This window comes from Xylophilus sp. (assembly GCA_009914555.1).
GTDB lineage: Bacteria > Pseudomonadota > Gammaproteobacteria > Burkholderiales > Burkholderiaceae_C > WNDY01.
Map to the genome: position 1 here is coordinate 16,874 of WNDY01000033.1, position 22,100 is coordinate 38,973.

The 22,100-nt window shown below is 63.5% G+C and carries 36 protein-coding genes; 8 read left to right on the forward strand and 28 right to left on the reverse strand.

Annotation, left to right across the window (positions count from 1 at the left end):
- Position 1: 1 nt before the first annotated feature.
- The 19 genes from GAK38_RS14695 to GAK38_RS14785 form a co-directional block, all read right to left on the reverse strand.
- Complete coding sequence (locus tag GAK38_RS14695; protein WP_325345349.1) at positions 2-562, reverse strand: hypothetical protein; 561 nt, start codon at positions 560-562, stop codon at positions 2-4.
- Positions 562-918 carry a hypothetical protein gene (locus GAK38_RS14700; protein WP_325345351.1) on the reverse strand — a complete coding sequence of 119 codons (357 nt, stop codon included), beginning with the start codon at positions 916-918 and terminating at the stop codon, positions 562-564. Before GAK38_RS14700 ends, GAK38_RS14695 begins: the two co-directional genes overlap by 1 nt.
- Positions 915-1,415: a DnaT-like ssDNA-binding protein gene (locus GAK38_RS14705; protein ID WP_325345353.1), complete on the reverse strand. Its 501-nt coding sequence runs from the start codon at positions 1,413-1,415 to the stop codon at positions 915-917. Before GAK38_RS14705 ends, GAK38_RS14700 begins: the two co-directional genes overlap by 4 nt.
- A 3-nt stretch (positions 1,416-1,418) precedes the next feature.
- Complete coding sequence (locus tag GAK38_RS14710; protein WP_325345354.1) at positions 1,419-1,706, reverse strand: hypothetical protein; 288 nt, start codon at positions 1,704-1,706, stop codon at positions 1,419-1,421.
- Positions 1,707-1,750: 44 nt separating this feature from the next.
- A complete protein-coding gene (locus GAK38_RS14715) occupies positions 1,751-2,734 on the reverse strand; it encodes a major capsid protein (protein ID WP_325345356.1) in 984 nt (327 codons plus the stop codon).
- 10 nt (positions 2,735-2,744) lie between these two features.
- Positions 2,745-3,491 (reverse strand): DUF6651 domain-containing protein, encoded by a 747-nt coding sequence (locus tag GAK38_RS14720; protein ID WP_325345358.1) that lies wholly within the window; start codon positions 3,489-3,491, stop codon positions 2,745-2,747.
- A gap of 146 nt (positions 3,492-3,637) precedes the next feature.
- Positions 3,638-3,847, reverse strand: a complete 210-nt coding sequence (locus GAK38_RS14725; protein ID WP_325345360.1) for a hypothetical protein — start codon at positions 3,845-3,847, stop codon at positions 3,638-3,640.
- Positions 3,848-3,877: 30 nt separating this feature from the next.
- Positions 3,878-4,981 (reverse strand): phage minor head protein, encoded by a 1,104-nt coding sequence (locus GAK38_RS14730; RefSeq protein WP_325345362.1) that lies wholly within the window; start codon positions 4,979-4,981, stop codon positions 3,878-3,880.
- A complete protein-coding gene (locus GAK38_RS14735) occupies positions 4,981-6,357 on the reverse strand; it encodes a DUF4055 domain-containing protein (RefSeq protein ID WP_325345453.1) in 1,377 nt (458 codons plus the stop codon). Before GAK38_RS14735 ends, GAK38_RS14730 begins: the two co-directional genes overlap by 1 nt.
- 43 nt (positions 6,358-6,400) lie before the next feature.
- Positions 6,401-7,837 (reverse strand): terminase large subunit domain-containing protein, encoded by a 1,437-nt coding sequence (locus GAK38_RS14740; RefSeq protein WP_325345364.1) that lies wholly within the window; start codon positions 7,835-7,837, stop codon positions 6,401-6,403.
- Positions 7,824-8,189 carry a hypothetical protein gene (locus GAK38_RS14745; protein WP_325345365.1) on the reverse strand — a complete coding sequence of 122 codons (366 nt, stop codon included), beginning with the start codon at positions 8,187-8,189 and terminating at the stop codon, positions 7,824-7,826. The genes GAK38_RS14740 and GAK38_RS14745 overlap by 14 nt, the downstream gene beginning before the upstream one ends.
- 4 nt (positions 8,190-8,193) lie before the next feature.
- A complete protein-coding gene (locus tag GAK38_RS14750) occupies positions 8,194-8,352 on the reverse strand; it encodes a hypothetical protein (protein ID WP_325345367.1) in 159 nt (52 codons plus the stop codon).
- The gene (locus GAK38_RS14755) at positions 8,349-8,816 is read right to left on the reverse strand and encodes a lysis system i-spanin subunit Rz (RefSeq protein WP_325345369.1); all 468 of its coding nucleotides are present in this window, start codon (positions 8,814-8,816) and stop codon (positions 8,349-8,351) included. The genes GAK38_RS14750 and GAK38_RS14755 overlap by 4 nt, the downstream gene beginning before the upstream one ends.
- Positions 8,813-9,307 carry a lysozyme gene (locus GAK38_RS14760; RefSeq protein ID WP_325345371.1) on the reverse strand — a complete coding sequence of 165 codons (495 nt, stop codon included), beginning with the start codon at positions 9,305-9,307 and terminating at the stop codon, positions 8,813-8,815. Before GAK38_RS14760 ends, GAK38_RS14755 begins: the two co-directional genes overlap by 4 nt.
- A 168-nt stretch (positions 9,308-9,475) precedes the next feature.
- Positions 9,476-9,718: a hypothetical protein gene (locus GAK38_RS14765; RefSeq protein ID WP_325345373.1), complete on the reverse strand. Its 243-nt coding sequence runs from the start codon at positions 9,716-9,718 to the stop codon at positions 9,476-9,478.
- An 85-nt stretch (positions 9,719-9,803) separates the two neighbouring features.
- Positions 9,804-10,946, reverse strand: coding sequence for a hypothetical protein (locus GAK38_RS14770; protein WP_325345375.1), 1,143 nt, complete (start codon positions 10,944-10,946; stop codon positions 9,804-9,806).
- Positions 10,943-11,479: a deoxynucleotide monophosphate kinase family protein gene (locus GAK38_RS14775; RefSeq protein ID WP_325345377.1), complete on the reverse strand. Its 537-nt coding sequence runs from the start codon at positions 11,477-11,479 to the stop codon at positions 10,943-10,945. Before GAK38_RS14775 ends, GAK38_RS14770 begins: the two co-directional genes overlap by 4 nt.
- Before the next feature lie 375 nt (positions 11,480-11,854).
- Positions 11,855-12,088, reverse strand: a complete 234-nt coding sequence (locus tag GAK38_RS14780) for a hypothetical protein (protein ID WP_325345378.1) — start codon at positions 12,086-12,088, stop codon at positions 11,855-11,857.
- A 150-nt stretch (positions 12,089-12,238) separates the two neighbouring features.
- A complete protein-coding gene (locus GAK38_RS14785; RefSeq protein ID WP_325345379.1) occupies positions 12,239-12,715 on the reverse strand; it encodes a hypothetical protein in 477 nt (158 codons plus the stop codon).
- Positions 12,716-12,774: 59 nt separating this feature from the next.
- Between GAK38_RS14785 and GAK38_RS14790 the strand changes: the two genes are divergently transcribed.
- Positions 12,775-12,942, forward strand: a complete 168-nt coding sequence (locus GAK38_RS14790; RefSeq protein WP_325345381.1) for a hypothetical protein — start codon at positions 12,775-12,777, stop codon at positions 12,940-12,942.
- A 26-nt stretch (positions 12,943-12,968) separates the two neighbouring features.
- Here the strand turns inward: GAK38_RS14790 and GAK38_RS14795 are convergent, their stop codons facing one another.
- The 6 genes from GAK38_RS14795 to GAK38_RS14820 form a co-directional block, all read right to left on the reverse strand.
- Complete coding sequence (locus tag GAK38_RS14795) at positions 12,969-13,352, reverse strand: VRR-NUC domain-containing protein (protein WP_325345383.1); 384 nt, start codon at positions 13,350-13,352, stop codon at positions 12,969-12,971.
- A 273-nt stretch (positions 13,353-13,625) separates the two neighbouring features.
- A complete protein-coding gene (locus tag GAK38_RS14800) occupies positions 13,626-15,893 on the reverse strand; it encodes a bifunctional DNA primase/polymerase (protein WP_325345384.1) in 2,268 nt (755 codons plus the stop codon).
- A gap of 21 nt (positions 15,894-15,914) precedes the next feature.
- Positions 15,915-16,115 carry a hypothetical protein gene (locus GAK38_RS14805; RefSeq protein ID WP_325345386.1) on the reverse strand — a complete coding sequence of 67 codons (201 nt, stop codon included), beginning with the start codon at positions 16,113-16,115 and terminating at the stop codon, positions 15,915-15,917.
- Positions 16,116-16,117: 2 nt separating this feature from the next.
- Positions 16,118-16,390 carry a hypothetical protein gene (locus GAK38_RS14810; protein WP_325345389.1) on the reverse strand — a complete coding sequence of 91 codons (273 nt, stop codon included), beginning with the start codon at positions 16,388-16,390 and terminating at the stop codon, positions 16,118-16,120.
- A 105-nt stretch (positions 16,391-16,495) separates the two neighbouring features.
- Complete coding sequence (locus tag GAK38_RS14815; RefSeq protein WP_325345391.1) at positions 16,496-17,095, reverse strand: hypothetical protein; 600 nt, start codon at positions 17,093-17,095, stop codon at positions 16,496-16,498.
- A gap of 305 nt (positions 17,096-17,400) precedes the next feature.
- Entirely contained in the window at positions 17,401-17,868 is a 468-nt protein-coding gene (locus GAK38_RS14820) for a hypothetical protein (RefSeq protein WP_325345393.1), read from the reverse strand.
- Positions 17,869-18,103: 235 nt separating this feature from the next.
- Here GAK38_RS14820 and GAK38_RS14825 point away from each other — a divergent pair, with 235 nt between their 5' ends.
- Complete coding sequence (locus GAK38_RS14825) at positions 18,104-18,427, forward strand: hypothetical protein (protein ID WP_325345395.1); 324 nt, start codon at positions 18,104-18,106, stop codon at positions 18,425-18,427.
- 68 nt (positions 18,428-18,495) lie between these two features.
- Here GAK38_RS14825 and GAK38_RS14830 read toward each other — a convergent pair whose 3' ends face one another.
- Positions 18,496-18,744: a hypothetical protein gene (locus tag GAK38_RS14830; protein ID WP_325345397.1), complete on the reverse strand. Its 249-nt coding sequence runs from the start codon at positions 18,742-18,744 to the stop codon at positions 18,496-18,498.
- A 3-nt stretch (positions 18,745-18,747) separates the two neighbouring features.
- Positions 18,748-18,927 (reverse strand): hypothetical protein, encoded by a 180-nt coding sequence (locus GAK38_RS14835; RefSeq protein WP_325345399.1) that lies wholly within the window; start codon positions 18,925-18,927, stop codon positions 18,748-18,750.
- Positions 18,928-19,001: 74 nt separating this feature from the next.
- On the opposite strand from GAK38_RS14835, the gene GAK38_RS14840 reads away from it, so the two are divergent.
- Positions 19,002-19,694, forward strand: coding sequence for a LexA family protein (locus GAK38_RS14840; RefSeq protein ID WP_325345401.1), 693 nt, complete (start codon positions 19,002-19,004; stop codon positions 19,692-19,694).
- 11 nt (positions 19,695-19,705) lie between these two features.
- On the opposite strand, the gene GAK38_RS14845 is transcribed toward GAK38_RS14840, so the two are convergent.
- Complete coding sequence (locus GAK38_RS14845; RefSeq protein WP_325345403.1) at positions 19,706-20,386, reverse strand: PDZ domain-containing protein; 681 nt, start codon at positions 20,384-20,386, stop codon at positions 19,706-19,708.
- Positions 20,387-20,560: 174 nt separating this feature from the next.
- Here GAK38_RS14845 and GAK38_RS14850 point away from each other — a divergent pair, with 174 nt between their 5' ends.
- From GAK38_RS14850 to GAK38_RS14870, 5 genes are all read left to right on the forward strand, one after another.
- Positions 20,561-20,854 carry a hypothetical protein gene (locus GAK38_RS14850; protein ID WP_325345405.1) on the forward strand — a complete coding sequence of 98 codons (294 nt, stop codon included), beginning with the start codon at positions 20,561-20,563 and terminating at the stop codon, positions 20,852-20,854.
- On the forward strand, positions 20,851-21,195 hold the full coding sequence (locus GAK38_RS14855; protein WP_325345407.1) for a hypothetical protein: 345 nt from the start codon (positions 20,851-20,853) through the stop codon (positions 21,193-21,195). The genes GAK38_RS14850 and GAK38_RS14855 overlap by 4 nt, the downstream gene beginning before the upstream one ends.
- A 241-nt stretch (positions 21,196-21,436) precedes the next feature.
- Complete coding sequence (locus GAK38_RS14860) at positions 21,437-21,649, forward strand: hypothetical protein (RefSeq protein ID WP_325345409.1); 213 nt, start codon at positions 21,437-21,439, stop codon at positions 21,647-21,649.
- On the forward strand, positions 21,646-21,828 hold the full coding sequence (locus tag GAK38_RS14865) for a hypothetical protein (RefSeq protein WP_325345411.1): 183 nt from the start codon (positions 21,646-21,648) through the stop codon (positions 21,826-21,828). Before GAK38_RS14860 ends, GAK38_RS14865 begins: the two co-directional genes overlap by 4 nt.
- On the forward strand, positions 21,825-22,091 hold the full coding sequence (locus GAK38_RS14870) for a hypothetical protein (RefSeq protein ID WP_325345413.1): 267 nt from the start codon (positions 21,825-21,827) through the stop codon (positions 22,089-22,091). The genes GAK38_RS14865 and GAK38_RS14870 overlap by 4 nt, the downstream gene beginning before the upstream one ends.
- Positions 22,092-22,100 lie beyond the last annotated feature (9 nt).

Below are 22,100 nucleotides of genomic sequence, written 5' to 3' on the forward strand. Positions count from 1 at the left end.
CTTACCGCCTGATGATCGAGGGGATGTTCTGGGTAATGCGAGCCATGGCGACGCGTACCATGCCAGCGGGCGCCTGGGAGCTGTGCGCGTCGTACTCCAGGGCCTGGGCATACGGCAGGTTGTTGACCAAATAGGTCACGGTCCCTGCTCCGCCCATGTTGGCACTGGCCTCGCCCACGGCCGCCTGCCCAGTCGGGTCGATACGGTCCACGACACCTGAAACGGGTGCCGAGATGCTCGTCTGCCAGTTGCCTCGGAATCGGCCGCCGACATAGCCTGCGGGCCCGACGATGTTCATGCCGTCGTTGAGCTTCTTCCCAGGCTTCAGGCGCCCCTTCTTGGTCAGGTTCGCGGGATCCTCGAGCAGGGCTGCATTGTGCTCTGATACCTGCTCGTTGTAGCGGACCGCACTCCCGTTGACGGCCCACTTCTCTGGATTGCCTACGGGCGAATTCATGATGATGTCGCTGAAGAGGTCCAGAGTGATCTTTCGCACCTGCTGGTCAAGTCGCTCTTTCGTCACCTTGGCGAACCCCGATACGCTCTCGCGAAACCCGGGCATCAGCCGCGCACCTGTGCGTCATAGAGCACGACCAATCCGGCTGGCGACACCGCCTTGACTGAGATCACCGCGAAACTCTTTCCCTTCCAGGTCAGTCGGTCGCCCTGAATCGGCTGCACGCGAGGATCCATGAGCGCACGAAGGTCACCGCGCAAGATCATGGTGCCGTCGACGAGTCGATCTTCGTAGTCGATGATCGCGGCAACTGTGGGAAAAACCTGGGTGCCGCCAGGGTTGTTACCCGTGGCTGGATCGTAGGAACCATCAACGATGCGGCTAATCGAGGCTTTGGCACCGAATCGCTTGAGCAGGCGGGAAGCAGTCGCCGCCATGGTGGCGTAGCTGAAAGCGCTCATGCGCGCACGACCGGTATCGAGCCGGCGCCGCCGCCACGCAGAAGCGATGACAGCATGCCGTCTACCGCGGCGTACCTGACGCCCTGGCGAGCGCCATCGGAGTAGATGACCGTGATCGGGCCCACGGTCTCTTGCTTGACCTGAGAAGCCTCGTCGGCTTGGAGGTCACCACCGATCGAGCGCACGGCCATCTCGGCGTTCGCTCGGGATACCGCCAGGGGAATGGCGGCCATGGGGAGGGTGAAGCGAGCGACGCGCACGCAGCGGCGCGGCCAATCAAGCGCCTGCGTCGGGCTGATGCGCTCGCCCTTCCACTGGGTCCCGTATGCCGACGCCATGTAGTCGGCGCCCTTTCGCAGCGCCTGCTCCTTGGCCTGATTGTCGAGAGCGGCCCAAGCGAGATCGCCGCGAGCGGCAAAATATGCGTCAGCGTCGGCCACCGAGATATAGGCCTCGGCGTCCGCCTTGCCGGTGCCATCCTCCACGATCAGGGCCATGGATCAGGCGCCAGTGCCGCCGGCTGCCTCGTCGGCGATCGCCTGGTCGTACAGTTCCTTCAGGACGACCTTGGACGCATTGCCTGCGAACTCGATATTGCGCTTGGTCAACTCTTCCTTCAGCTGAGTCGCGTTCAACTCGGCTTCCTTGCCACCCTTCGGTGCGTCCGGGTGGACGTAGTCGGAAGGCGCAAAGGCTGCATCACGGATGCGATAGCCTTGCGCGCGAAGCTGGGCCTTTCGCTCCGGTGATACCGGGTGGGTCTCGTAAATGAACTTCTGGTCGGACATAGACGTTCCTCGAAAAGGGGCCGGTCACCCGGCCCCTCGTGGGGTTACTTGGCCGCGTCGCCGATGGTGATCACGCCCGCCGTCGCCTTGTAGCTGGTGGCGACCTTGTCCCAGTTGCTGCCGGTGGCGAGTTCAGCGTCGGTCGGCGACTTGCCGCCGTTCGTCTCGTCCCAGGTGTAGCCCTTGAGGCCGAGGCCGAACGTGTAGTCGACCTGCAGGGTGGTCTCGATGCGCTCCTTGCCGTTGACGGTCTGAACGTTCGAGATCACGTCGCCGGCGTCCGAAACGATCGCCGCGGAGTCGGCAAGCGAGAGCACCTTCTGCTTGGCCGGGGCGGCCGGCGTGGTCGTGGCAGCCGAGTAAAGCGCCGGGGCGTCGGTCACGATGACCGGGCGACCGAGGATGTCGACCACGTTGACCGAGCGCGAGTCGAACAAGTGGCCGGCATTGGTGATGTTCTGGCCGATCAGCTTGTGGAACATCTGGCCGGTCATGACCTGCGCCACCAGATTTCCGGAGGCGTCGCCGAACAGCGCGTGCGCGGCGTTGATCGCGACGTAATCCACGCCGCCAGTTGCCGATACGTCGTTGGTGACCGCCGACTGGTTTCTGATCGCAGCGACGAGCGCGGCAATCGCCGTGTTCAGCTGGTCAGCCAGAAGCGCCTCGGCGAAGTTGCGCGAGGCGACCTCTATACCCTCGGCCGTCGGCTTCTGCAGCCAGGTCATCTGCGACGGCTCGTAGCGGATCGGGCCGAAGCCACCGGCGACCTTGACAGAGCTGTGCTTGAGCTGAGTCAGGTCGGTCGGGTTGGCCGTGCCGTTGGCCGCATAGCGATCGACGCGGCGCTGTGCCGAGTGGATCGCGGCGAAGAAGGATTCCTGAAGAAAGTCACCTTCGAAACCGTCGGTGGTGAGTCGGATCGCGCCGTTGCTCGCGGCGTTGAACTTCTGGACCATCTGCGCCAGCGTCTCGATCGTCACCGGCATGATGTACTTGTTGAAAACCTGCATCTGCGACAGGGACATGGTGTTTCCTTTATTTCAATTCGGGGAAGCGCGACGCCACGGCGGCGGTGCGCTCGGATTTGCTGCCGCCAAGATCACCCTGCTGACGCTGGCCGCTACCGGAGCCGCCGTTGTTTCCGGCGCCCGAGCCACTCGCGCCCGTTCCCTTCAGGATCTGGTCCTTGTAGGGATAGGCTTCCACGAGTGTTTCGAGGGCTTCGTCGAAGTCGGCAAGTTCGCCGGGACGTGCGCGGGAGTAGATCTTGTTGCCTTGCGAGTCGTAGGCGACGACCTTCCCATCCTCGATCTTGTAGGCATTGCCGAAGCGTGCCTGAACGAGATCAGCGGGGATGGCGAACTTGTCGGCGATCACCTTGGAGCGGGAGAAGCTTCCGCCAATCTTTTCGGCGTAGAGCTGACCCTCGAGTTCACCGGTGCGCTTCTCTGCGTCGGCCAGCTTGGTCTCGAAGACTTTGCTGATCTCCGTCTTGACCTTGTCGATCTCGCCAGCATCCACCAGCTTCTTCGCGTCAAGGTTGGCGACCGTGTTAAGGGCCTTGATGGCCGCGGCGGGATCGTCGATGCCCTCGAAAGCCTTCAGCGCCCTCTCGGCCGCTTCCTTACCTTCGCGGTGACCCTTGGCCTCGCCGTTAAGTCGCTTGATCGTATCGACCGTAGCGACCACGTCGAAGGCGACTTCCTTGCCATCGTCGGCGATGTAGACGGGCTTTCCGTCCTGCACGATCACGTTGCCCGCTTCGTCCAGCTTCAGTTTCATTGATGGTTCCTGGGCCATCCGGCCAGTGTCTGAGCCATCCGGCCCGTTGCGCCCTCGGCGTCCGCCGATCGGGCAAACAAAAAGCCCCGCGCGGGCGGGGCTTTGGTGTTCACAGCGGTCCCGAGCGGGTCCGCATTGAAAATGCGCTATTCCATGACGCGACGCCTGCCCTGAGTCAGGCAGATGACGCAAAGCTTGCTTCGTACGTTGCCGATGCGCGCCGTGATGTACTCGGAACCGCCGCAACTGGTGCATGACGGCATGTGCTTGTACGCCATCTTGCGGATGCGCTCGCGCTGCTTCTCAGCCGGTGTGTCGGGTGCGGGAGTTCCGTCGATGACGCGAAATTTCGGCATTGTGGGATTGTTGCGCACGCGACCCGTATGTCAAGCGCTGGCCCTGGCGACCCTGTCCTCGAGCTGGTCAATGGAAAGCCACCGCCCCTTGTCGTCGTAAAACTGGCTGAAATCCACCTTGCCCGCCTTGAGGAGCCGATATCGGTCCGGCCCGAGAATGTCGAGTTGGCGGGCGGCGCTCTGCCGGCCAAACCACTCCGGGTACGTCGTGTCAGCAGCCACCTGCCCGTCCATGGAGGCGCGAGTCCCGGGAGACAGGTCCTCGGCGTCGAAGCCTAGCTCACGCCACGACTTGACCACCGGCACGCTGACCGACCTGCAGCAGAAGTGAAGGCGCCCCGGCCCCTCACCCCATGGGACGCTGTGGCCTATAGGCTCATGAGTGACCGGCGTATACCTCAGGCCGTCGCGTATCCGGCAAGGTGGGCTCGTTTTGGTGTCCAAGGTCGACACCCACGCCTCGGCCTTGATGATATCGGCGTTTGCGCTGACGACCTGCTGCCGCGCTGTCTGGGCCGTGTGGCTGACGGCGGTCTGGACGACAGCGGCCAGCTCGCGCCGGGGGCGGTTGAGCGTGCCGTCGGCGTAGCCGTTCGCCCGCGTGCCCCGAATGCTCCGGATGATGTCCGACGTCGTCTGACCTTCAACGACGCCGGCGCGGACGGCATTGCGGATCAGGGTCATTCGCCCCTCTTCCAGGCCCGCAGCCCATTCGCGTAACAGGCGTCCTTGGAAGGGACGCGCCATGGCCGCGGCGTAGACCTGGTCCGCCGACACGCGCGCGATCGGGAATCGGATGCGAACCGCTGACGGCACCGACGAGGTCAACGAGCCAAGCTGCGCCAGGACCTCTACCCGGGATAGACCCTTCAGGTCAGCCTCGAGCGCAAATTGGACGGCGGCGTATGCCTGCGAATTGAGCTGTCGTACCGATCCCAGAAGCGCATCGAGACGCTGGACCGTGAAGCTATCACGCTCCATTCGAAGAAGCGCTTCGGCCAGCTGCGCCACGAGGCGGCTGTCGGTGCGGTTGAGCAGCGCGATCATCCGCCGCACCACGCCGTTGCTGTAGCGCAGCAGGTCGTGGGCGTGATCGATGGCCCGGTCTTGTAGGGACGCGTTGACGGCTGGCATCAGGGCATTTCTGTGCCGCCGGGACCACCCGGGCCAACCTGCCCGATCTCACCCAGCGCCGGACCCTCGGCAGCAGCCTCGGCCGCCTCGACCTCAGGATCGATATCCGGCGACAGCACGCCGCGGCGCTGTTGCTCCCTAATCGCCGTCTGCTTCGTGATGAGTCCACCTTGCTGCATGGTGACAATGAGTTGGGCGCTAGCGTCGGTGAGGGTCGCCGCGCCGAAGTCCTTGAATAGGGTCACGCGCGGCGGATCCATCTTGGCGTACAGGCCAGCGAAGACGAACGCCTGATCAAGCGCATCCTCGAAGGATTCGACAATGCGCTGCAGGTCACATTTGTTGCCTTCGGCGTCGTTGGAGTCTTCGGTCGCCGTCCGGTGGCCGGGTTTCTGCACAAGCAGCTCGGCCCCCGTCTGGATCATCTGCTCTTCAAGTGCCTTGATACTGTCGGCCCCCGCAGTGATGGCAGCCCCGGTGTGCTCAACGAACTTCATCTCCGCACCGGTCGGCAGCTTCACGGCAGCCGAGACGCCAACGACGAGCTGAGTGTTCTCGTCGGCACCGATCATGGCCAGGATAGGCACACGCGCCACGTGCAGGATCGTGTCCTGGTCGCTCTGGCTCTGCCAGTGTTTAACGTTCAGGAATGCGAGGTCCAGGAGCGGCGGTCGCCCCACCATGGGCGCTACCTTCTCTCCGTAGATCGGAACGAAGGGAATGACGCTCAGGGAGGTGTCGCCGCTGGCGACAATCGACCAGATTTTTCCGTCCGCCGCCTCCCAGTGCTCCCAGTGACCTGGCGTCAGCACCCACACGCGCTCCGTCACGACCGTTCCGAAGGGGCCGTCCTCCCGCTCGTAACACTCGATGAAGCGAAGCATCGCGAGGCCACCTTTGTCGTCCAGGCGCCAGCCGAGGATCTGATCGTGCTTGACGCGCACGAAATAGGGTCGGATACCTGCGGCCCTCTCGTCAGCAATGGTTGGCGTGCCGGTGCCTGAAGCCGCGACATCCGCCGCCATGGGTACGTCTACGTAGATTCCGGCGAGGCCGTGCGCCACGATCTCGGCCATCATCTCGGCGGCGAAGACGTTCAGGCTGACTCCGTTGCGATCAATGTCGTCGAGCCACGGCTTCCACTCTTTCGCTACCTCATCCGAGGTGCCCGCTGTGGTCAGCTGTTTCGAAAATGGCTTACCCGACATGACCGACACCGTGCGCCGATAGGCGGGAAGCAACGTCGCCGACTCGATGCGAGCCTCGTAGGCTTCCTCCTCCTCGTTCGGCCACCGAGGCATGAACAGCTCGCGCCCTTCGCGCATCGCACGCGTGCCGCGCATGAGCGCCTCGGTATAGCGCCAATCGCAACGCATGTCGTTCACGACAGGAGCGCAGTGGTTTACGGCTAGGACCATTTCACATTCTCAAGGGTTTGACTTCGGTGATGCGCTTCACGCCAAGTACGCGATAGCGAACCATGTCGTAATCGTGATCTTCCGCAGACGAGTCCACGTCATCCTGGTCGCGCTCATCACGCGGAAGCACCGGTAGGTGGCTTATGACGCTCCGGCAGTGCTCCATGAAGTAGATGCCAGGGCTCTCCGGTGCGTCTTTCGCAGACTCGCGCAGGCGAGAGCGGAGTAGCTCCAGGCCGTTCTTCCGGCTTCCCGGCTTCTTGTTCGACTCGGTCCACTTCACGCCAGCGTCGAGCATTTCTTTCTCGATCGTCGGCACCCCGGGATGCGTGTCCGCCGCGATCGCGTTGTCCGCTGGTCCTGGCACGGGAAGATTAGGCAGATGGCCTGACTCAACCATCTTGACCTCCCGCTCCTTGATGCCTTTTGCGACATCCCGTGGAGACATCTTCAGACCCTCGTTTGGCGCCTTCGCGCCGTACCACTCGCCGCACATGATCAGTGAGCCACGCACGGGAGCCCACTTTGCGCCACCGGGAAGGATCACCTCAGTTCCATCGGCCTCCGCCCACCAACCGACAGAGAACGGCTTGGCGCTTCCCCAGTCGAACGACCTGTCGATGTACCAGCTCGGAGGCACCGGGAACCTCGGCACGATGCAGCGATCGCTCCAGACGTCGTCCAGGGCGCCGCCGGCCACGATGTTCCAGTCGCCATTGAGCATGGCACGCACGAGCGCAGCATTCCCGAGGCCCGCCAACCGGTCGGCGTAGTTCGGATCGTTCTCCAGGAGCGTCGGGTTATCATCCAGACGAGCCGGAATGTATTGCCGAAGAAGGCCGCCCTCCTCCTTGGGCATTTGGGTGATCGCAAGCGGTGGCGCAATGTCGACGAACCCGCCCTTGACCCAGTTGTGGCCAGGGCCACCGGGGTTTGTGCCGCCGAGCACCCGGGGGAACATCCCGCGAAATGCGTCAGGTACCTTCAGGCCACCCAAACGCAGGCGACCGCGAAGATAGCGATAGACCTTGGCCGAGAAGTGGGTCAACTCATCCATAAGCAGCACGTGGATTTCAGCGCCCTGGTACTTCAGGACGTCCTTTTCGTGCTGGCAGTGGCACAGGTGGATCTTCGATCCATTCCAGAACTCGATGAAATTCTTGGAGAGGTTGATCTTGACGTAACCACCTTCGATGAACGGCCCGAGCAGCGCCAGGAAGCTCGTCGGTCCCTCCATGTGGTTCTTGTAGAGGTCGTCGAACAGCCTGCGGAACAGGTACACCTGCAGCCCAGGCACGTTCGCGCACCACATGATCGAGGCGACGCGGAAAAGATGGGACTTGCCTCCGCCCGCAGCTCCGCCGTAGAGAATTTCCGTGGCCGTAGACTCGAAGGCGGTCGTCTGCTTGGCGTGCAGCGCTAGATCAAGCTCCGCCATGATCCGATCGGGTCACCGTAAGATTGATCACCGGCAGCCCCGTACCTTTTACGTTGGCATCGATGTCGACGCTCTCCTTGGGCTTACCCCAGCCACGGTCAAGGATGGCGTTCGCCGCGCTGATGCGGTCCTTCGCCTCGATGATGGTGAGCTTCGGATTGTCTTTGTCCGGCTTGCCAACCTCTCCGTTACAGACGGCCACCAGGGTCGCGAGAGCGTCTGCGGTGTGCTCGCGGGCGAGCTGGGCGAGGGTCTCGCCATTCGGACCCACGCGCGGCGACCGGCCGCCCGGGTTTCCCGACCTACCCTTCGCCCACGACGATCCGTTCGCCTTCTTCTTCGCGTCCGTCATGGGGTTATCGACGGGCGATGGCCGCAGGCACAGAGAGACCGGCGGCGCGCATCTGTGCCTTGGTCGCCTCGATGTCCTTGAACAGCTCGGGACAATCGCTGAATCGCAGGCCAGACACCGCCTTACGTAGCGCCGCGAGGTGTCGCTTATGTAAATCGCTCATTCGCGCTCCTTGGAGAGGATGGACTGGAGTCCGCGGACTTGTGCGTCGCACTCGGCGGCGGCTCGAACAATTCGTCCCGCACTCGCCGCTCGGTCGTCGGGGGCTGCATCAGCGTCGCCGGCACGGGCGGCAATGGCGACTTCGTTGGCACGCACCTGGGTGGCCCAGCGGTCGCGCAGGCGGAGATTGCCAGCACGAAGATCAGCGGCAACACGGTCAGAATCGGCTTTGGCACGGGCCTGGTCCTCGGTGAACTGGTGAGCCGTTATGTCGAAGGCGACAGCTTGGGCGTGATACCGATCCAGCCGGGCGGAAGCCTCTCGTGCCGCGTCCTGGGCGACACCACGTTGGTATGCGGCAAGCGCGGCGGCTCCTTCGGCAGTGGCTTGGTGATGGCCCATCGAGTAAGCGCCGACGAGCAGCGCGACACCGGCGACCCAAGCAGCAACACGGAGCGGACTCACGCGGACTTCTCGCACAAGGCGCGCTCTTCAGCGCGGCGACGGACGAGGCCGGGCAACTGGCGGCCGGCGGCCCAGGTCCAGCGCGACAGCTCGGCGCACATACCGGCGAGGTCGCCCGCATTGGCCTTGCGCTGGAGGGTCGAGCCGCATACGAGCGGCGGACCGGCGTTGACAACTGCCGAGATCAGGGCGGCACGCTGGTTGACGCCGAGCGGTGTCACGATGCACCGGTCGATGGCATCGTTCGCCGCAGCGAGATCCTGGCGTAGGTATTCGTCGCACTGGGCACGGGTGGCGACGTCGCCGGCCTTGACGCCTTGCGTATGGCCCTCGCAGATCGTCCACGGCGCGCCCTTCGTCGACGGGTCCGGATAGGCCGCATACCTGGTGCCCTCGAAGTTCGCGACAAGGCCGCCCGCGATCGACATCGCCAGCGCCACAATGGCCGCAGCAACGCGCCCCTTCATGCCGACACCTTCGGCGTACGCCATTCGCGGTGCCACTTCCAGGTGAGGTAGAGAATCTGCAGGGCAGCGTACGCACCAATCAGCACGTAAGACCACTCCTGCGGGCCCCACGCGTCCATGGTCTTCACGATACCCAGCCCGCCTGCGATGGGTGCGGCCCGCCATGCGGCTGTGGTCGCTTCCCGGGCCAGCTCACTTTGCTCCATCGGCTCCGCCCTTGATGGCCGACAACTTGCCGGCACCTGATTTGTTGAGGTCTTCGACGTTCACCCACTTCAGGGTGTCGCGAGCTAGGACGAAGAGCGCCCCACCCCGCACCATGGCGGCAATGGACTTCGTCACTTCGTAGAATTCGACTGGGTCGGCGATCAGCACATCGCCATCGGCGAGGCCGGCCGGCGCTGGCTCATAGGTGCCGTCGTCATCGGCGCTCACGGGTCGACGGCTTTCCACAGGAGCAGCCAGAACGCTGCCGTCATATGTCCACACAGAACAAAGACGATGGCTGCAGTGACGCGCATCACGCCGCCTCCAGCATCTTCGGCGAAACCCTTACCCGCCCTACTTCACCGAATCGCCTCGAGTAGGTGATCACGCATGCCTCGCGACCCGACATCCAGCCGCCGCGGGACGCGTGGGCATCAGGTGCAGCAAGCGTACGGTGCTGCTCCACAACCATGAGGTTCGTCTCCTTCACGTCGATGTGGTGCATGTGGCCCATGTGGGCGTAGGCGTGCTCGGTGCGCCCGAAGACCTCGCGAAACTTGGCGGCAAAGACTGTGTCGATTGCCGCGGGTCGCTTCTTGTGCCCGTGGTGGAAGAACAGCGCGGTCTTGCCGTGCTCCACGCAGTAGTAGGGGTCGGGCGACACGTCCACGGTCACGCGCGGCTCGTCTTCGTAAATGGCCCGGAGCCATTCTCGCAACCAGATAGAACTGGCCATGTCGTGATTGCCTTCGGCCATCAGAACATGCACGTGACTGTGCTTGTCCAAGAGCATGCCGATGACACGCCGGATCGCCCGGATCGCCACCCGTACGAGCTTCTGGAAGCGTGTGTCAGCGTCCAGGAGATGCTTACTGGTTGGAGTGACCGCGTCCATGCCGTCCCAATGCAGGAAATCGCCGAGCTGGGCGAAGATGCCGGTCTCGGATGCTGGCGACTGCGACATGGCCGCGGCGAACCAGTTCACCAGCATGTCCTCGGCGATGCTCAGATCCCAGTCGGCGCCCGTCTCTTCGCCCCAGGCGAGCATGCCCAGGTGATAGTCGGTGAGGACGTACACATTCGCGAGATCGGCGTTGGTCACCGCCGGCGCTCTGCGCGCCTTTTCGCGCGGCAAGCGCTCGCCCATGGCCTCAATCGCAGCCTGCATGACTGCGTGCTGCTCCTCGGCGTCCTCGTTGCTCTTGACCCACTGCAGCACCTGCTCGCCAGTGCGCTTGTCGATCAGCGTGGAGGTCCCTCGCAGCTTCTGCCCAAGCGGTAGTGGGCTCGTGATGCCATGATCCGGTGCCCACCCTTGGCGCGCTTGCATGGCCTCCGACACTTCGCCATCGGTGCGCCGAGGCCCAACCATGCTGGACTTCCCACAAGCGCGACACAGGCAGCGACCGGCGCCATTACGGATGGCCTCGTCCTTGCCGCACTTCGGGCAGATCATGCGAACTCGACCTTGATGCCGTAGTGCTTGGCGACAAAGACCGCGCCGGCGGCGATGAGGTCATGAGCGCTTCCGTCATTCGCCCAGCGATGCGTGACGCAATCGTCGGGAAGCGGTACCTCGCTGGCATGACCATCGCCAGCCCCTGTGCCCGGCCTGGATAGCTGGATCACTACGCCGCCCATGTCGAGGATCGCTTTCGCTTCGTTCTCGAAGCGGACATCGGAGATGACGCCACCCTCGTCGGGAATACGGGCAAGCATCGAGCGAACCCACAGTTGGTCATGCACCATCTGGCGACCCCACTCGGTGCCCACCGTCTGCATCATTTGCCTTGGCGTGATGCCATCCAGCCAGGTGACCTGTTCCTCCTTGCTAGCCTCGAGCTCGTTGAGGCTCCAACCCAGGATCGATGCGACGAAGGCCCGGATGGGGCCGGCAAAGCTCAGATGCTCGAGTCCGAATACCTGGCACAGGCCCTCGGCCAGCGTGGTCTTGCCCGAGCGCTTGGGGCCGGCGATTCCGATCAGCATGGCGGGGTCTCCATAGGTCCGGCACCCGCGCATGCGAGGCTTCGGCGCACGCAGCGTCGGCCGGCTCAGGGGATTTGGGGCTCGCGCGGTGCGAGGACGACCGGGAATCTCCCAATCCATGCCCCAAAAAGAAAGCCCGGCACCAGGCCGGGCTCATAAGTGAATCGTGTGATGGCCGGTGCTGTGGCTCCGGCTTTGCTGGCGGGCGGCTCGTTTTGCCAGCGAACTTGTACCCATGCACCCTGCTTTCGCGTGACTCGCCGGGCGGCTCCTTTTCTGCGAGTCGGGCTGTACCCTACCGTTCTGCGGATCAGCCTCCGCATTCACCACACAAAACTCTCCGATGATGGAAGTTTCGTGCACGTGGGTTTGATGTCAACAGCTGGGGCCGCGCTTCCGGTGATAGGCTCCCAGGCACACCATGCCGACGATGGCCATGACGATGGACACGATGCCCAAGCTGTCGGCCAAGAAGCCGCGCAAGCCCCATGGCCCGGTCGCGAGAGCTATCGCGAGGACCGATAGAAAGCTCGCGCGGTGGATCGTCAGAAAGCGAGCTCGGTGGGCTTTCCTCACGCTCTCGCTTTGGGTCTCGGTGCTCTCGGTCATAGCCATTGCTCTCGCTCTCACGCATGTGCCGCCCAATGTTCGGCCAGGTATCTATTTTGCTGCGAAGGGTGCTGGCGTGTTCTACAGTCTCATGCTCCTCGCTGAGCGCACGTGGCGAGCCCTTCGACGGTGGAAGCGCCTGCGGTTCGTCTAAGCCACCCGCCTCGCCCGCCTCGCCGCCAAGCTCAGCGCTTCTTCGGCAAGCTGCTCCAGCACCCGCGCCCCGCCCGCCACGAGATCACGCCACTCGTCTTCGTCGATGCCCTCCGGCGCTGGCGGACATGCTCGCCCAAGGACCATGCTGTAGGCCGCCATGCTGACGTGCCCGATGTGGGCCCTGTTCCGGCGTACCAAGCGCGACCGGTCAGCGCCCAGGGCGCGCCCCAGGGCGGCGCAGACCCGTCCATAGTGCCCGGCGATGCCTGTGGCCATGTCGATCGCGATGTCCGGACCGACGTCGCCAGGGCTGCGCCGTCCAAAGGACAGCGCCGCAGCGATCATGTGGTCCGCGGGGATGGACCGCAGGTGCGTCGTCCCGCCGCTCGTGGGCTCGCGCCAGGTGGATCGGCCGGCCAGGGCGTAGACGCGCTCGCGGAAGCTCGGGCGGGACGTGTCGAAGGTGGTCATGCGGGACTCCGGACGGTATGGTCTGCGCGCGCCATTGGGGCGCCATAGGAGATGAAACGATGGATGCGAATACTGAAGCGCTTGTGGCGGCGCAGTTGACGGCTGCGTTGATTACGGCCAGGCCTAGCATGCTCGAAGGCGACGTTGTGGAGGCGTTTTACAGGACCCTGAAGGCGGTGCAGCAGCAGAAGCCGAAGACAGCCGGCTTCCTCGACGTCGGCGACTGACCCAGCTCCGGAGCGAGGCGCGCCCATCAAGCCGCCTCCTCCATCTCGCACCCGTCAGCGACCAGGTAGTCACGCAGCACGGCCCAGGCCTGCTCCCAGCCACGACACACCTCGGCACGCCAGCCCTGCGACCGCAGGTGCGCGATGAAGTCCCGCTGCTCCTTGCTCGTCCGGCCGCCGTCGATCCGCTTGAGCTCGATCGCCAGGCCAACGAAGCCGCCTCGCTGGACCGGGAACAGGTAGTCCGACACTCCAGCCCTCACGCCCTCGGCCTTCATCTCCGCCGCGACGCGCTTGCTGCGGTGACCGCCGTTGGGCACGGCGAAGAACCAGCGCAGCTCGGGCCACTCGATCTCCGCGCCCGTCACCGCCCGCATGAGCAGCACCGCCTCGATGTGCTCGGTGTTCATCGGGCGAGCCTCACAGCAGGGATGGGGTTGGAATAATCGTCAGCAAATCGGGGGCAACTCTGTCCCCGGTTATAACTGTTGTGGCACAAGGCGTAGACAATAATCGTGGACAAAAACATACCCCCCTTATCTATATCCTTAATCTCCCTCTCTCCCATGCTTTTTAGGGGAAGGAGATGCCCTCTGTGAAAATGTCCCCGATTTAGCTCTAGACCTTGTGCGCCATGGGTTATAACCGGGGACAACAAACGTCCCCGGTTAGCTGCAAACTGATCAAGCCGCATCTTCGTCCTCCCGCGTCGCCAGCCATGCTGTGCGCTCTTTGCCCCGCCCACTTGCTCCCTTGCCCAGGTTCACCCAATCCAGCAAGTTCTCGGCTCGCAGGCTGTCCGTGACGGCCTTGCGGACTCGCGGTTCGAGACCGGCGTAGGTCCGACAGTTCTTTGCCAACTCCCGCTCCGTCAGTCCACGCATCCCGCCCCGGCGCACCACCTCAAGCACCGCAGCACGCCACTGCGCGAACTGGCTCCCGTGCATGTGCTTGCGCACCGCCTCGATCGTCTGCCGCGTGTAGTGCCTGACGTACGAGATCGCCCAGTCCGCATGCTCCTTCCGCACGCGCGGCACGGTCACACTGTCCGACACGGCAATGATCAACGCGGTGCGCATGGCCTTCTCGCGCGATCGACCCTCGAGCTCGCTCAGGCCCTCAGCCTCCAGGGCATCCATGGAGGCCATGCACTCGCGCTCGTACTCCTTGAGCGCTGCCACGGCGGCCGCGTCGAAGTCCACGATGCGCGGAGTCGGCACTTGGTCTGGCGCGATGTCCAGGCCCGTAAGATTCCCCTGCGTGCCGTCACGCACCGCCTGACACCACTCGATGATCGAGTCGGGCACCTCCAGCGGATCCGCGTCACGGGACATCTGCCGCCCTATGGACGACTCCACGATCAGCAGGCGGTTGAGAAAGCCACCCTCGATGCTCTGCTCGGTGAGGCTCTGGTAGAAGGTCTTGGGCGTGGTCATGCCCAGCATGCACAGGGACGGACGGTGGATGACGCGCCGCATCGCCTCCGAGCGCTGGGATGGCTTCATGCTCATCGTCGAGTACGCCTGCGGGCGCAGTGAGCCATTGAGCAGACCCCAGCACTTGACCAGCTCGGTCACCGACTCCCGCTTGTGGAAGTTGCCCTGCGCCTGGGCATTGCCCAGCAGGTCGCCCAGCTCGTCGATGATCGCGATATGGGACGGCTGGTGATAAAGGGCGGAGAACACGGCGCCCGTGGAGGTGTAGCCGGACCCGCCGATGAGATGGGACAGTTGGGCCGCCTCGAGGATGCTCTCGATCACCGTGCGCGGGTGCTCCTTGCCCGCCGCGGACTTGGCCACGTTCACGAAGTACATGGCCGACCAGTTGTCGCGCGTGGTCTTCCATCGCCGGCCAAGGACGACGCTACCCAGGGCCAGCGCCGCTTGTACGGCGAACTGCGGCTGGGGTTTGGGCGCTGTCCGGTTGTAGAGATCAACCACGGTGCCTAGCACGCCCGGCAGGCGCAGCAGGTGGCTTGGCGTGGCGTCGTCCAGGGGGTGCTGAGCGGGCGGTGCGACGAAGGGAATGACGTTGGAAGCCGGGACAGCGACGCGCGCTGTCTCGCCGGTCCAGCCGGCATCCCGTGCCCACACGAAGATGCTCTCGACGTGCAGCGGGCCGTTCGCGCGGAAGGTACGCCACTTCGCCGACGTGCTGCCGTCGTAATTGGGCGCCCCACGGCTCCACGTGTCCCAGATCTCGAAGGCCTCGGGCGCCTCGGTACTGTGGAGAGCCTGTCCCACGGAGATCCAGGTCTGATACTCATCGGCGGCCAGGTGCTCGAGAGCGGCACGCAGGTCGGCGATGCGCTGTGCATCCAGGTGCCCTGCGCCACTGATGTGTGCTCCGGTCACGACGGCTACGGCGGGTGCGCGTAGCCACGTGGGGGCGTCGGCGATCATCTGGCCGTCGGTGGGATCGGCACTCCCCTCCCACGCGTAGGTGCCGCCGGATACGTGGGTCGATGGCTCAACCACGATGTAGCCGCCGGAGGATTTCACGTCGATGCCCCGACCCGGGCTGCGCAGGCGAGATCCGTCGTGGCGGAACAAGTAATGGAAGCCACCACCGCCGGTCAGGGCGATGGCCGTTTCCGGCAGCTTGCCGCGCGTCTGCTCCAGGACGGCCAGGGTGTCGTCACCACCGTTGCGTGGGTCCACGTCCAGGACGTCGATGCCAGAGGCCGCGCCGGTGGCTATGCCGATGTTGGCCTGCGGTACCGACGTGAACCATTCGGTGATTCGCGCCGTATCGACGGTGGCGTCGTGCACGCCGTGGGGCACCAGCTGCTGGAACGGATGCTTGCCTACGCTATTGGCCGCCAGCTTCGTGGGCCCCGTGCCGTCGTGCGGGTCACCACAGCTGCACTGCCCGCCCGGCTTGATGTAATGGAGCGGCAGGACCGCCCAGCCCATCGCGGCATAGCGGAGGGCGTGTTCAAGACGGGTCATACGGCGCACCTACCTGCTGGCTCACGCCGCCTTCCTCATCGCCAGGTGTTCGGCCGCGCAGTCGGCACAGAAACGCCACGTGACGCCCGCTGACGTCACGTGCGCCGGCACCTCGCCGCACGACTCGCAGTCAGGGACAACTCGCGGACGCGCCGCGTGTCGGCGCAGCGCGGCCTCACGCTCAAGGGATTCGATGACTTCTGCCCGGTCAAGATCGTCCATGGTTACTCTCCAGCGGACAGGATGGGGAGGCCGCGGTACGTCAGCGCACCCAGGGTGCGCTGCCCCTGAGACTGGCTCCGGACCAGAGCATTGAGATCAACGAAGTCCGCGCGCTTTAAGCGAAGGCACGGCGGCGTCTTGTTGGCGAGCTTCATGTAGTCGTACATCGCGTCGAACTTTTTCAGCAGATCGGTGTAGCGCTTGCTCAACTCGAAACCGGTCAGCGTGTGGCTCAAGTTCGCTGCGCGCGGCGGCTCTTTCATTTGGGCGTTCATGCGGATCTCCTCGTCTCAGTGACGCGGGTTCATCTTGAATGGCTGCCACGTTCACGCACGGGAGAAATGGACGCGTTTGCGCTGAGCCTTTTGGGTTTCGGCGGATCAAGCTGCGCCACGCATGGGAATGACTTTGCCGCCCTCACCGGGTAGCGCCGCGGTGAGCTGCGCCTGCAAACTGGCCAGCGCGGCCTGCAGGTCTGCCAACTCGGTTAGCGCAGGCTTGAGGTATGGCTGGTCACGCGAGTCGATCACGCCGTCGGCCATGATCGGAGCCATGCGAGCAATGAAGTCGGCGTACGCACGCGTCGCGTCAGCCACGCTCTCCATGGCCTCGCGGGGACTGCGCGCTTTGGCTGGCAGCAGCCCAAGGCGCCCGGAAAGCATGCGCAGCGCGTCCGCCTGATGGGGCTCGGGAAGCGCCAAGACCCATGCGTCTTCCAGATCGATGGGGAATGACAGGACTTCGCCCTTGATGAGTCGATCGACGGTTTGCCGGTTGGCTTTCTGCGCCGCGCTGATCTGTTGGATATCCCCAACCATCGGCCGGAATTTCACGCGCTGCTGGTCCACCGGCACTGTCGTCAGGTAGATGTCCGCGACACGATCGGCAAAACCCACCACGCCCTCGCGCGAAGCCAGCACAGCGCGGGCGGTGATCTCCATGAGCGCCACGGCGCGGGACGGCTGAGGATTGGTCTTCATGCGGTTTGTCTCAGTGGTTGCGACACTTGCGCCATGGACATCACGGCGTACGGAATGGGTGGGCTGGCCTTCGTGGCAGAATCGAGCTGCGACACCACCAACAACCAACGAAGGGAAACCCATGGAAATCGAGCGAATTGCGGGAGAAGTCGCGGCAATGAAAGCCGCAATGGCCCTTTTGATATCTACTCACCCGGAGCCGGAGGCACTGAGCGGGGTGCTTACCGATGTCAAAGCGACAATCGGTGCATCGCCCAATGGATCACGGGCCGGCATCGACGCCTACCTAGAGACGCTCGACGAACTCATCTCCTGCTGCGCCAAAGCAAGCCGCCCGGCTCCATGGCTTTACGAATCACGGACGTGGCGATCTTCTCCATCTGCTCGGACAGCGACGGGTCGACTTCGGAGGGAGTGGCGTCGCGGAGAGAAACGCACGATGCGTTGACCACGAAAGGCCCTTCCGCATCCCGCGGGCGAACCATGGCCGCATCGTTGTTGTCCAGCTTCGCCTTCGCTGCACTATTGGCCGCGCCATCGGCACCGGGGGCGGCGGTACGCTCTTGCTGGACATGTGATGGGGTATGCCAATCTGCCGAGCAGCGAACAACTTCCCTGCTCGGGAGTCTCCTACCCTCATCCGCCGTGTCTCCGCTCCCTAGAATCGCAGACGAGACCTTGCCAAGCCGACTGAGGATGACGCGGGTGCCAGCCAGGCTGATGAGCGCGAGCAGCGCCAGCGCCGCAATCGATAGGATCAGGGACCAGTTCATGGGTGCCTCTCGGGAGTTGGGAACTTGATGGATAGGACCGGCGCCAGCACCAGGGCGAAGCCGATCAGGGTCAGGGCGTCCGTGAACATGTCAGGCCGCTCCTGCGGTATTGGTGAGGCTCCCCGCGCGGTATGCTGGATGCGCCAGCACACCAACAACCGACACGGGGAATCTCATGGACTTTTCACTGGTCACGGGCACGTTGCTCCTTATGGGTCATTGAGGGAGCCGTACCGTGAGAATCATCGACCGCATTGCCCTGATTCTCTGGCGGGACGTAGACGGCTACGACCCGGCTACCGGAGAGGTATCGAAGCTGCACAACATTTCCCTTCGGACCAAGTGGAGACGCCGAATCGAGAGGGTGCGGAAGTGGCTCCGGAGCAACTGGAAGTGGCTCGTCACTACCACCATGACCGCTATCACGCTCGGCGTGCTGCTTTACGACCACGCTTTCCCCAAAGCCCACCAAGAGGTGAAGTCGAACTCCGGGAAATTGGTCTTTCAGTGCATTCAAGAGGGAAACGGCGTCCTCACCTGCTCCCAGCTCGAGCACTGAAATCACAAGGTCATCGCCAGCCCGGAGCGGCGCCGCCGTTACGACTCGATGGCGAGATCGGCGAAACATCAGGCCACCTTCCCTTCCGGCTCGGGCTGCTCTCTGAAGGAGCCTGGATCCGCCTCCTTGGTCCACACGGCTTCAGCCGCCCTAGCGGCTTCCACAGCGAGCTCGAAAGTGGGAATCGGGATGACAATGTCGCCGTTGTCGAAGCCATGCGCGAGCACCGAATAAACTTCCTTTCCCTCGGAGTCCATATCGACGATCAACGTGATGCCCATGATGGCGACACGGCGATTGATCAGTTTTTCGACCATGGGTTAGGCCACCTTCTCGCCGAAGACGTCGGGGCGCAGCTCGTAACGGAGCTTCAGCTCTTGCTTTTCAGGGATGGGCTGGTCATCAGGCCACTGCGCAACAGCCGAACGAGAGACGCCAAGAAGGCGCGCCAGTTCGGATTGGCGGATGCAAAGGCGACTGAGCAATTCGGACTTGGTCATGGTGGTGCATGATAAGCCGCCTAATCACTCACTTGTCAAGCGAAATAATCAATCTGCCAAGTATTCTTAGCACTATGAGTACGTTCGCAGAAAGATTTCGGGCAGCACGTGAGGCCACCGGCCTCTCCCAGCGCGCTTTTGCAAAGAAGATCGGCATCACGGGTGCAACGATCAGCAACTGGGAGGCGGGGGTCACCGACCCTGCAAACATTCGCGGCGCGCTACTCGAGCTCGCGGCAGGGACACTCGGGGTCCCTGTTGGTCTACTGCGGACTGGTAAGGATAGGCGCGAGCACGGTGATGCCCCGCCCGGAATGACTCTCGCGGACGATGGCGTCCGGATGGTGCCCGTTATCAGCTATGTGCAGGCTGGCTACGGCAAGGGCGCTGTCGACCCTTACTCGCTGGGTCAAGGGTCGGAGCAGATAGGGGTGGATCGCGGTATGGCGGCAGAGTTGGGGCGCCTAGCTTTCGCGCTAGTCATCGATGGGGAGTCGATGATGGACGAGTTCCGCCCGGGGGATGTGGTGATCATCGATCCGGCGGTGAAGCCGCGGCCGGGAGATTTTGTGGTCGCAAAGCTCGACGACGATGAATCGGCGACGTTTAAGAAATACCGGTCCAGGGGCGTGGATCAGGCCACGGGAGTAGATCTCTTCGACCTAGTACCGTTGAATCCGGACTGGCCCACGATCAGCGTCACCCCAGGCAACCCGGGCCAAGTGATCGGGACCATGATGGAGCACCGGCGGCGGCGCCGCCGGTAGCTGGCTAGGCGTCAGAGGGGCATGGACACGGACTCATCTCGCCCGGCGCGCCGCACTTTTAGGGTCACGACATCTCCGGGGCCATAAGCGGCAAGAGTGTCCGTCCAGTCGTCCAGGGTTCGGATCCGCTTGTCGTTCATCCCGGTGACGACATCATCTTGAAGCAGTCCCGCCATCTGTGCTCGACCACCACTCTCCACCGCCTTGACTGCAAGACCCATTGACTCGGCTAGTACCACGGTCGGCCGTCCTCGAGAGTCGACTGCCTGGAATTGCACTCCCACATGCAGTGGCTGGAATGGTGCGCCGGCGTTCTTTAGTGCCGCGCCGAAAGCGATGATCATGTCCTTGGAGCTTGGTACGCACCCGAAGATATTCGCGCATCCGACATGCACCGTGAAAGCTTGCTGGTGACCGGGGCCCTGGACCTTTGTAACGGTGCAGCTCGTGGTTGGGGAATTCGGTGGCGAGTTAAATGTCTGGATCAGCGAATCCGTGCTTGTCTGGATCTTCATTCCGCAGTGCTGGCTAACCCATGTTGCCGCAGCCTCCCACTGAACCTTGCACTGCTTTTCTGTCTGGCAATAAGGCACCGAAGCATCTATCTCTTCCTGATTCTTGGCGCGCTGCGCCGGACTCACGCAGCCAGAAAGAAGCAGCGCGACTCCAGCCACGATGAAGTAATTTTTCATTGTCCCTGTCCCCTGTATCTAACAAAGCGCATGCATGCGCCATCCCTTGGCGCTCGCGCGCCGGATCAGTCTCAATCGATATTTTGCACGATCGAGTGATTAGCCTACTTGACACCGTATGATTAGGTGACTTATCGTTCTTCCAAGCCGGGCCTACCGGCAAGGGAGAGGACCATGCGCAACGCACTGCATACCAGCTCGACCAAGGCCAAGCCCCCGTTCTCCGTGTCCCAGTACGCCGGGACGCTCGTAGCTGGGGTCGATGTGCTCGCCATGGCCGTCGAAGACGATGTCACCCTGCCCCGCGATGTCGCCTTCCATGTGCGGCTTGCCCGCGATGAGCTGGCCCTGGCGCACAACGCCATGCTGCACGACGCTGCCAACGATTCCAGTCGTGGTGCTGTTGCCCATTACATGAAGCTGGCTGTCGAAGCCTCGGCTGATCAGGTTGCGGGGAGCGTGGCATGAGCACCGAGAAGAAGGTGGATGTAGTCAACGGTGGCGATCGGACCCTACCGATGCCGTCTTTCGAGGCCGCAAAAGATTTTCTTCGTGAGTTTTACCTTCACAGCCGATTCGAGGGTCGTGATGGCGAGGTCTGGGGCCGCGACTACTCGGACATTGTCACGCGAAGCACCGTCGAATCTCTCGAAAAACACGCCCTTGCATGCGTGAGCCAATACGACTGCAATCGTGGCCGGGTGGTTTGGTTCGATCGATCACTCACGGTACTCAACCCCGATGAAGCCCCGGCTCAGATACAAAGAGTCCCCGGAAACCTTACCCATATCTACGGTCAGTCGCTATGACCACGTATAAGCGCGAGGACGATGGTCGTACCGTCGTCAACATTGAGGATGAGGTCACGACTCATCACGAGTCGGCTCCGACAAGGGCGCATGGCAGCTCTGCGGCTGGCGTATCCAGCCAACTGCAATTTTTGTTGCCCATCGTCCGCCTGATTGATGCTGCCCGCGTAGGGGGTGCGCCGTGAGCCCGCGGTCGTCAGTGCCGGCCGTCCAGACCTGGCTTGAGCAGCGCGGCGGATGGATGGTCATCGCCATGCTGTGCGGCGCGGTGCTTGCCCTTGCTGCGTGCGGACAGTTCGAGGCTCGCCCGGACCTGCGTCGCACCACCCTCGCCTCGCCCAACGACACGGCGACGTGCGTCGGCGGACACAAGGCACGGCAGATCGGCGCCATCGGCGTGACCGGGACGCCCATCGTCGAGGTCACGGACCAGCCGTGCGAGCCGCAGCCATGAACGCCTTCATCGCCTGCGGTGACCGCGTCGAGCAGCGCATCCAGTCGGCCATCGCCTGGTGGTGCTCCGCACCTTTTGACGAGCGCCGCGCGATTCTGTTCCTGGTCCTTCCCATCTTGGCCGTTGCGGTCATCGGCATCGCATACCCCGCCCTGCCTGCTCCAGGAGGCTCCCCATGAAAGGCATGCACCCCACTATCGCCCGCACGCTCGCTCCCTTTGCTCCACCGGCCAACGACTCGGTCTCGGCCCTCGTCGCCGCGCCATTCGAGATCGAGACCGAGCGTGGCACTGTCATCGCCGATCCGCGTGATGTCGAGAAGGCGCTTAGCGACCTCATCGACGGTCATATGGAGGAAGTGACCGAACGCGTGATTGGTCTTACGAAGCAGCGCTTGGAGCGCAGCGCTTCCGACAACCTCATCGATAGGCACGCCGCATGAGCACGCCAT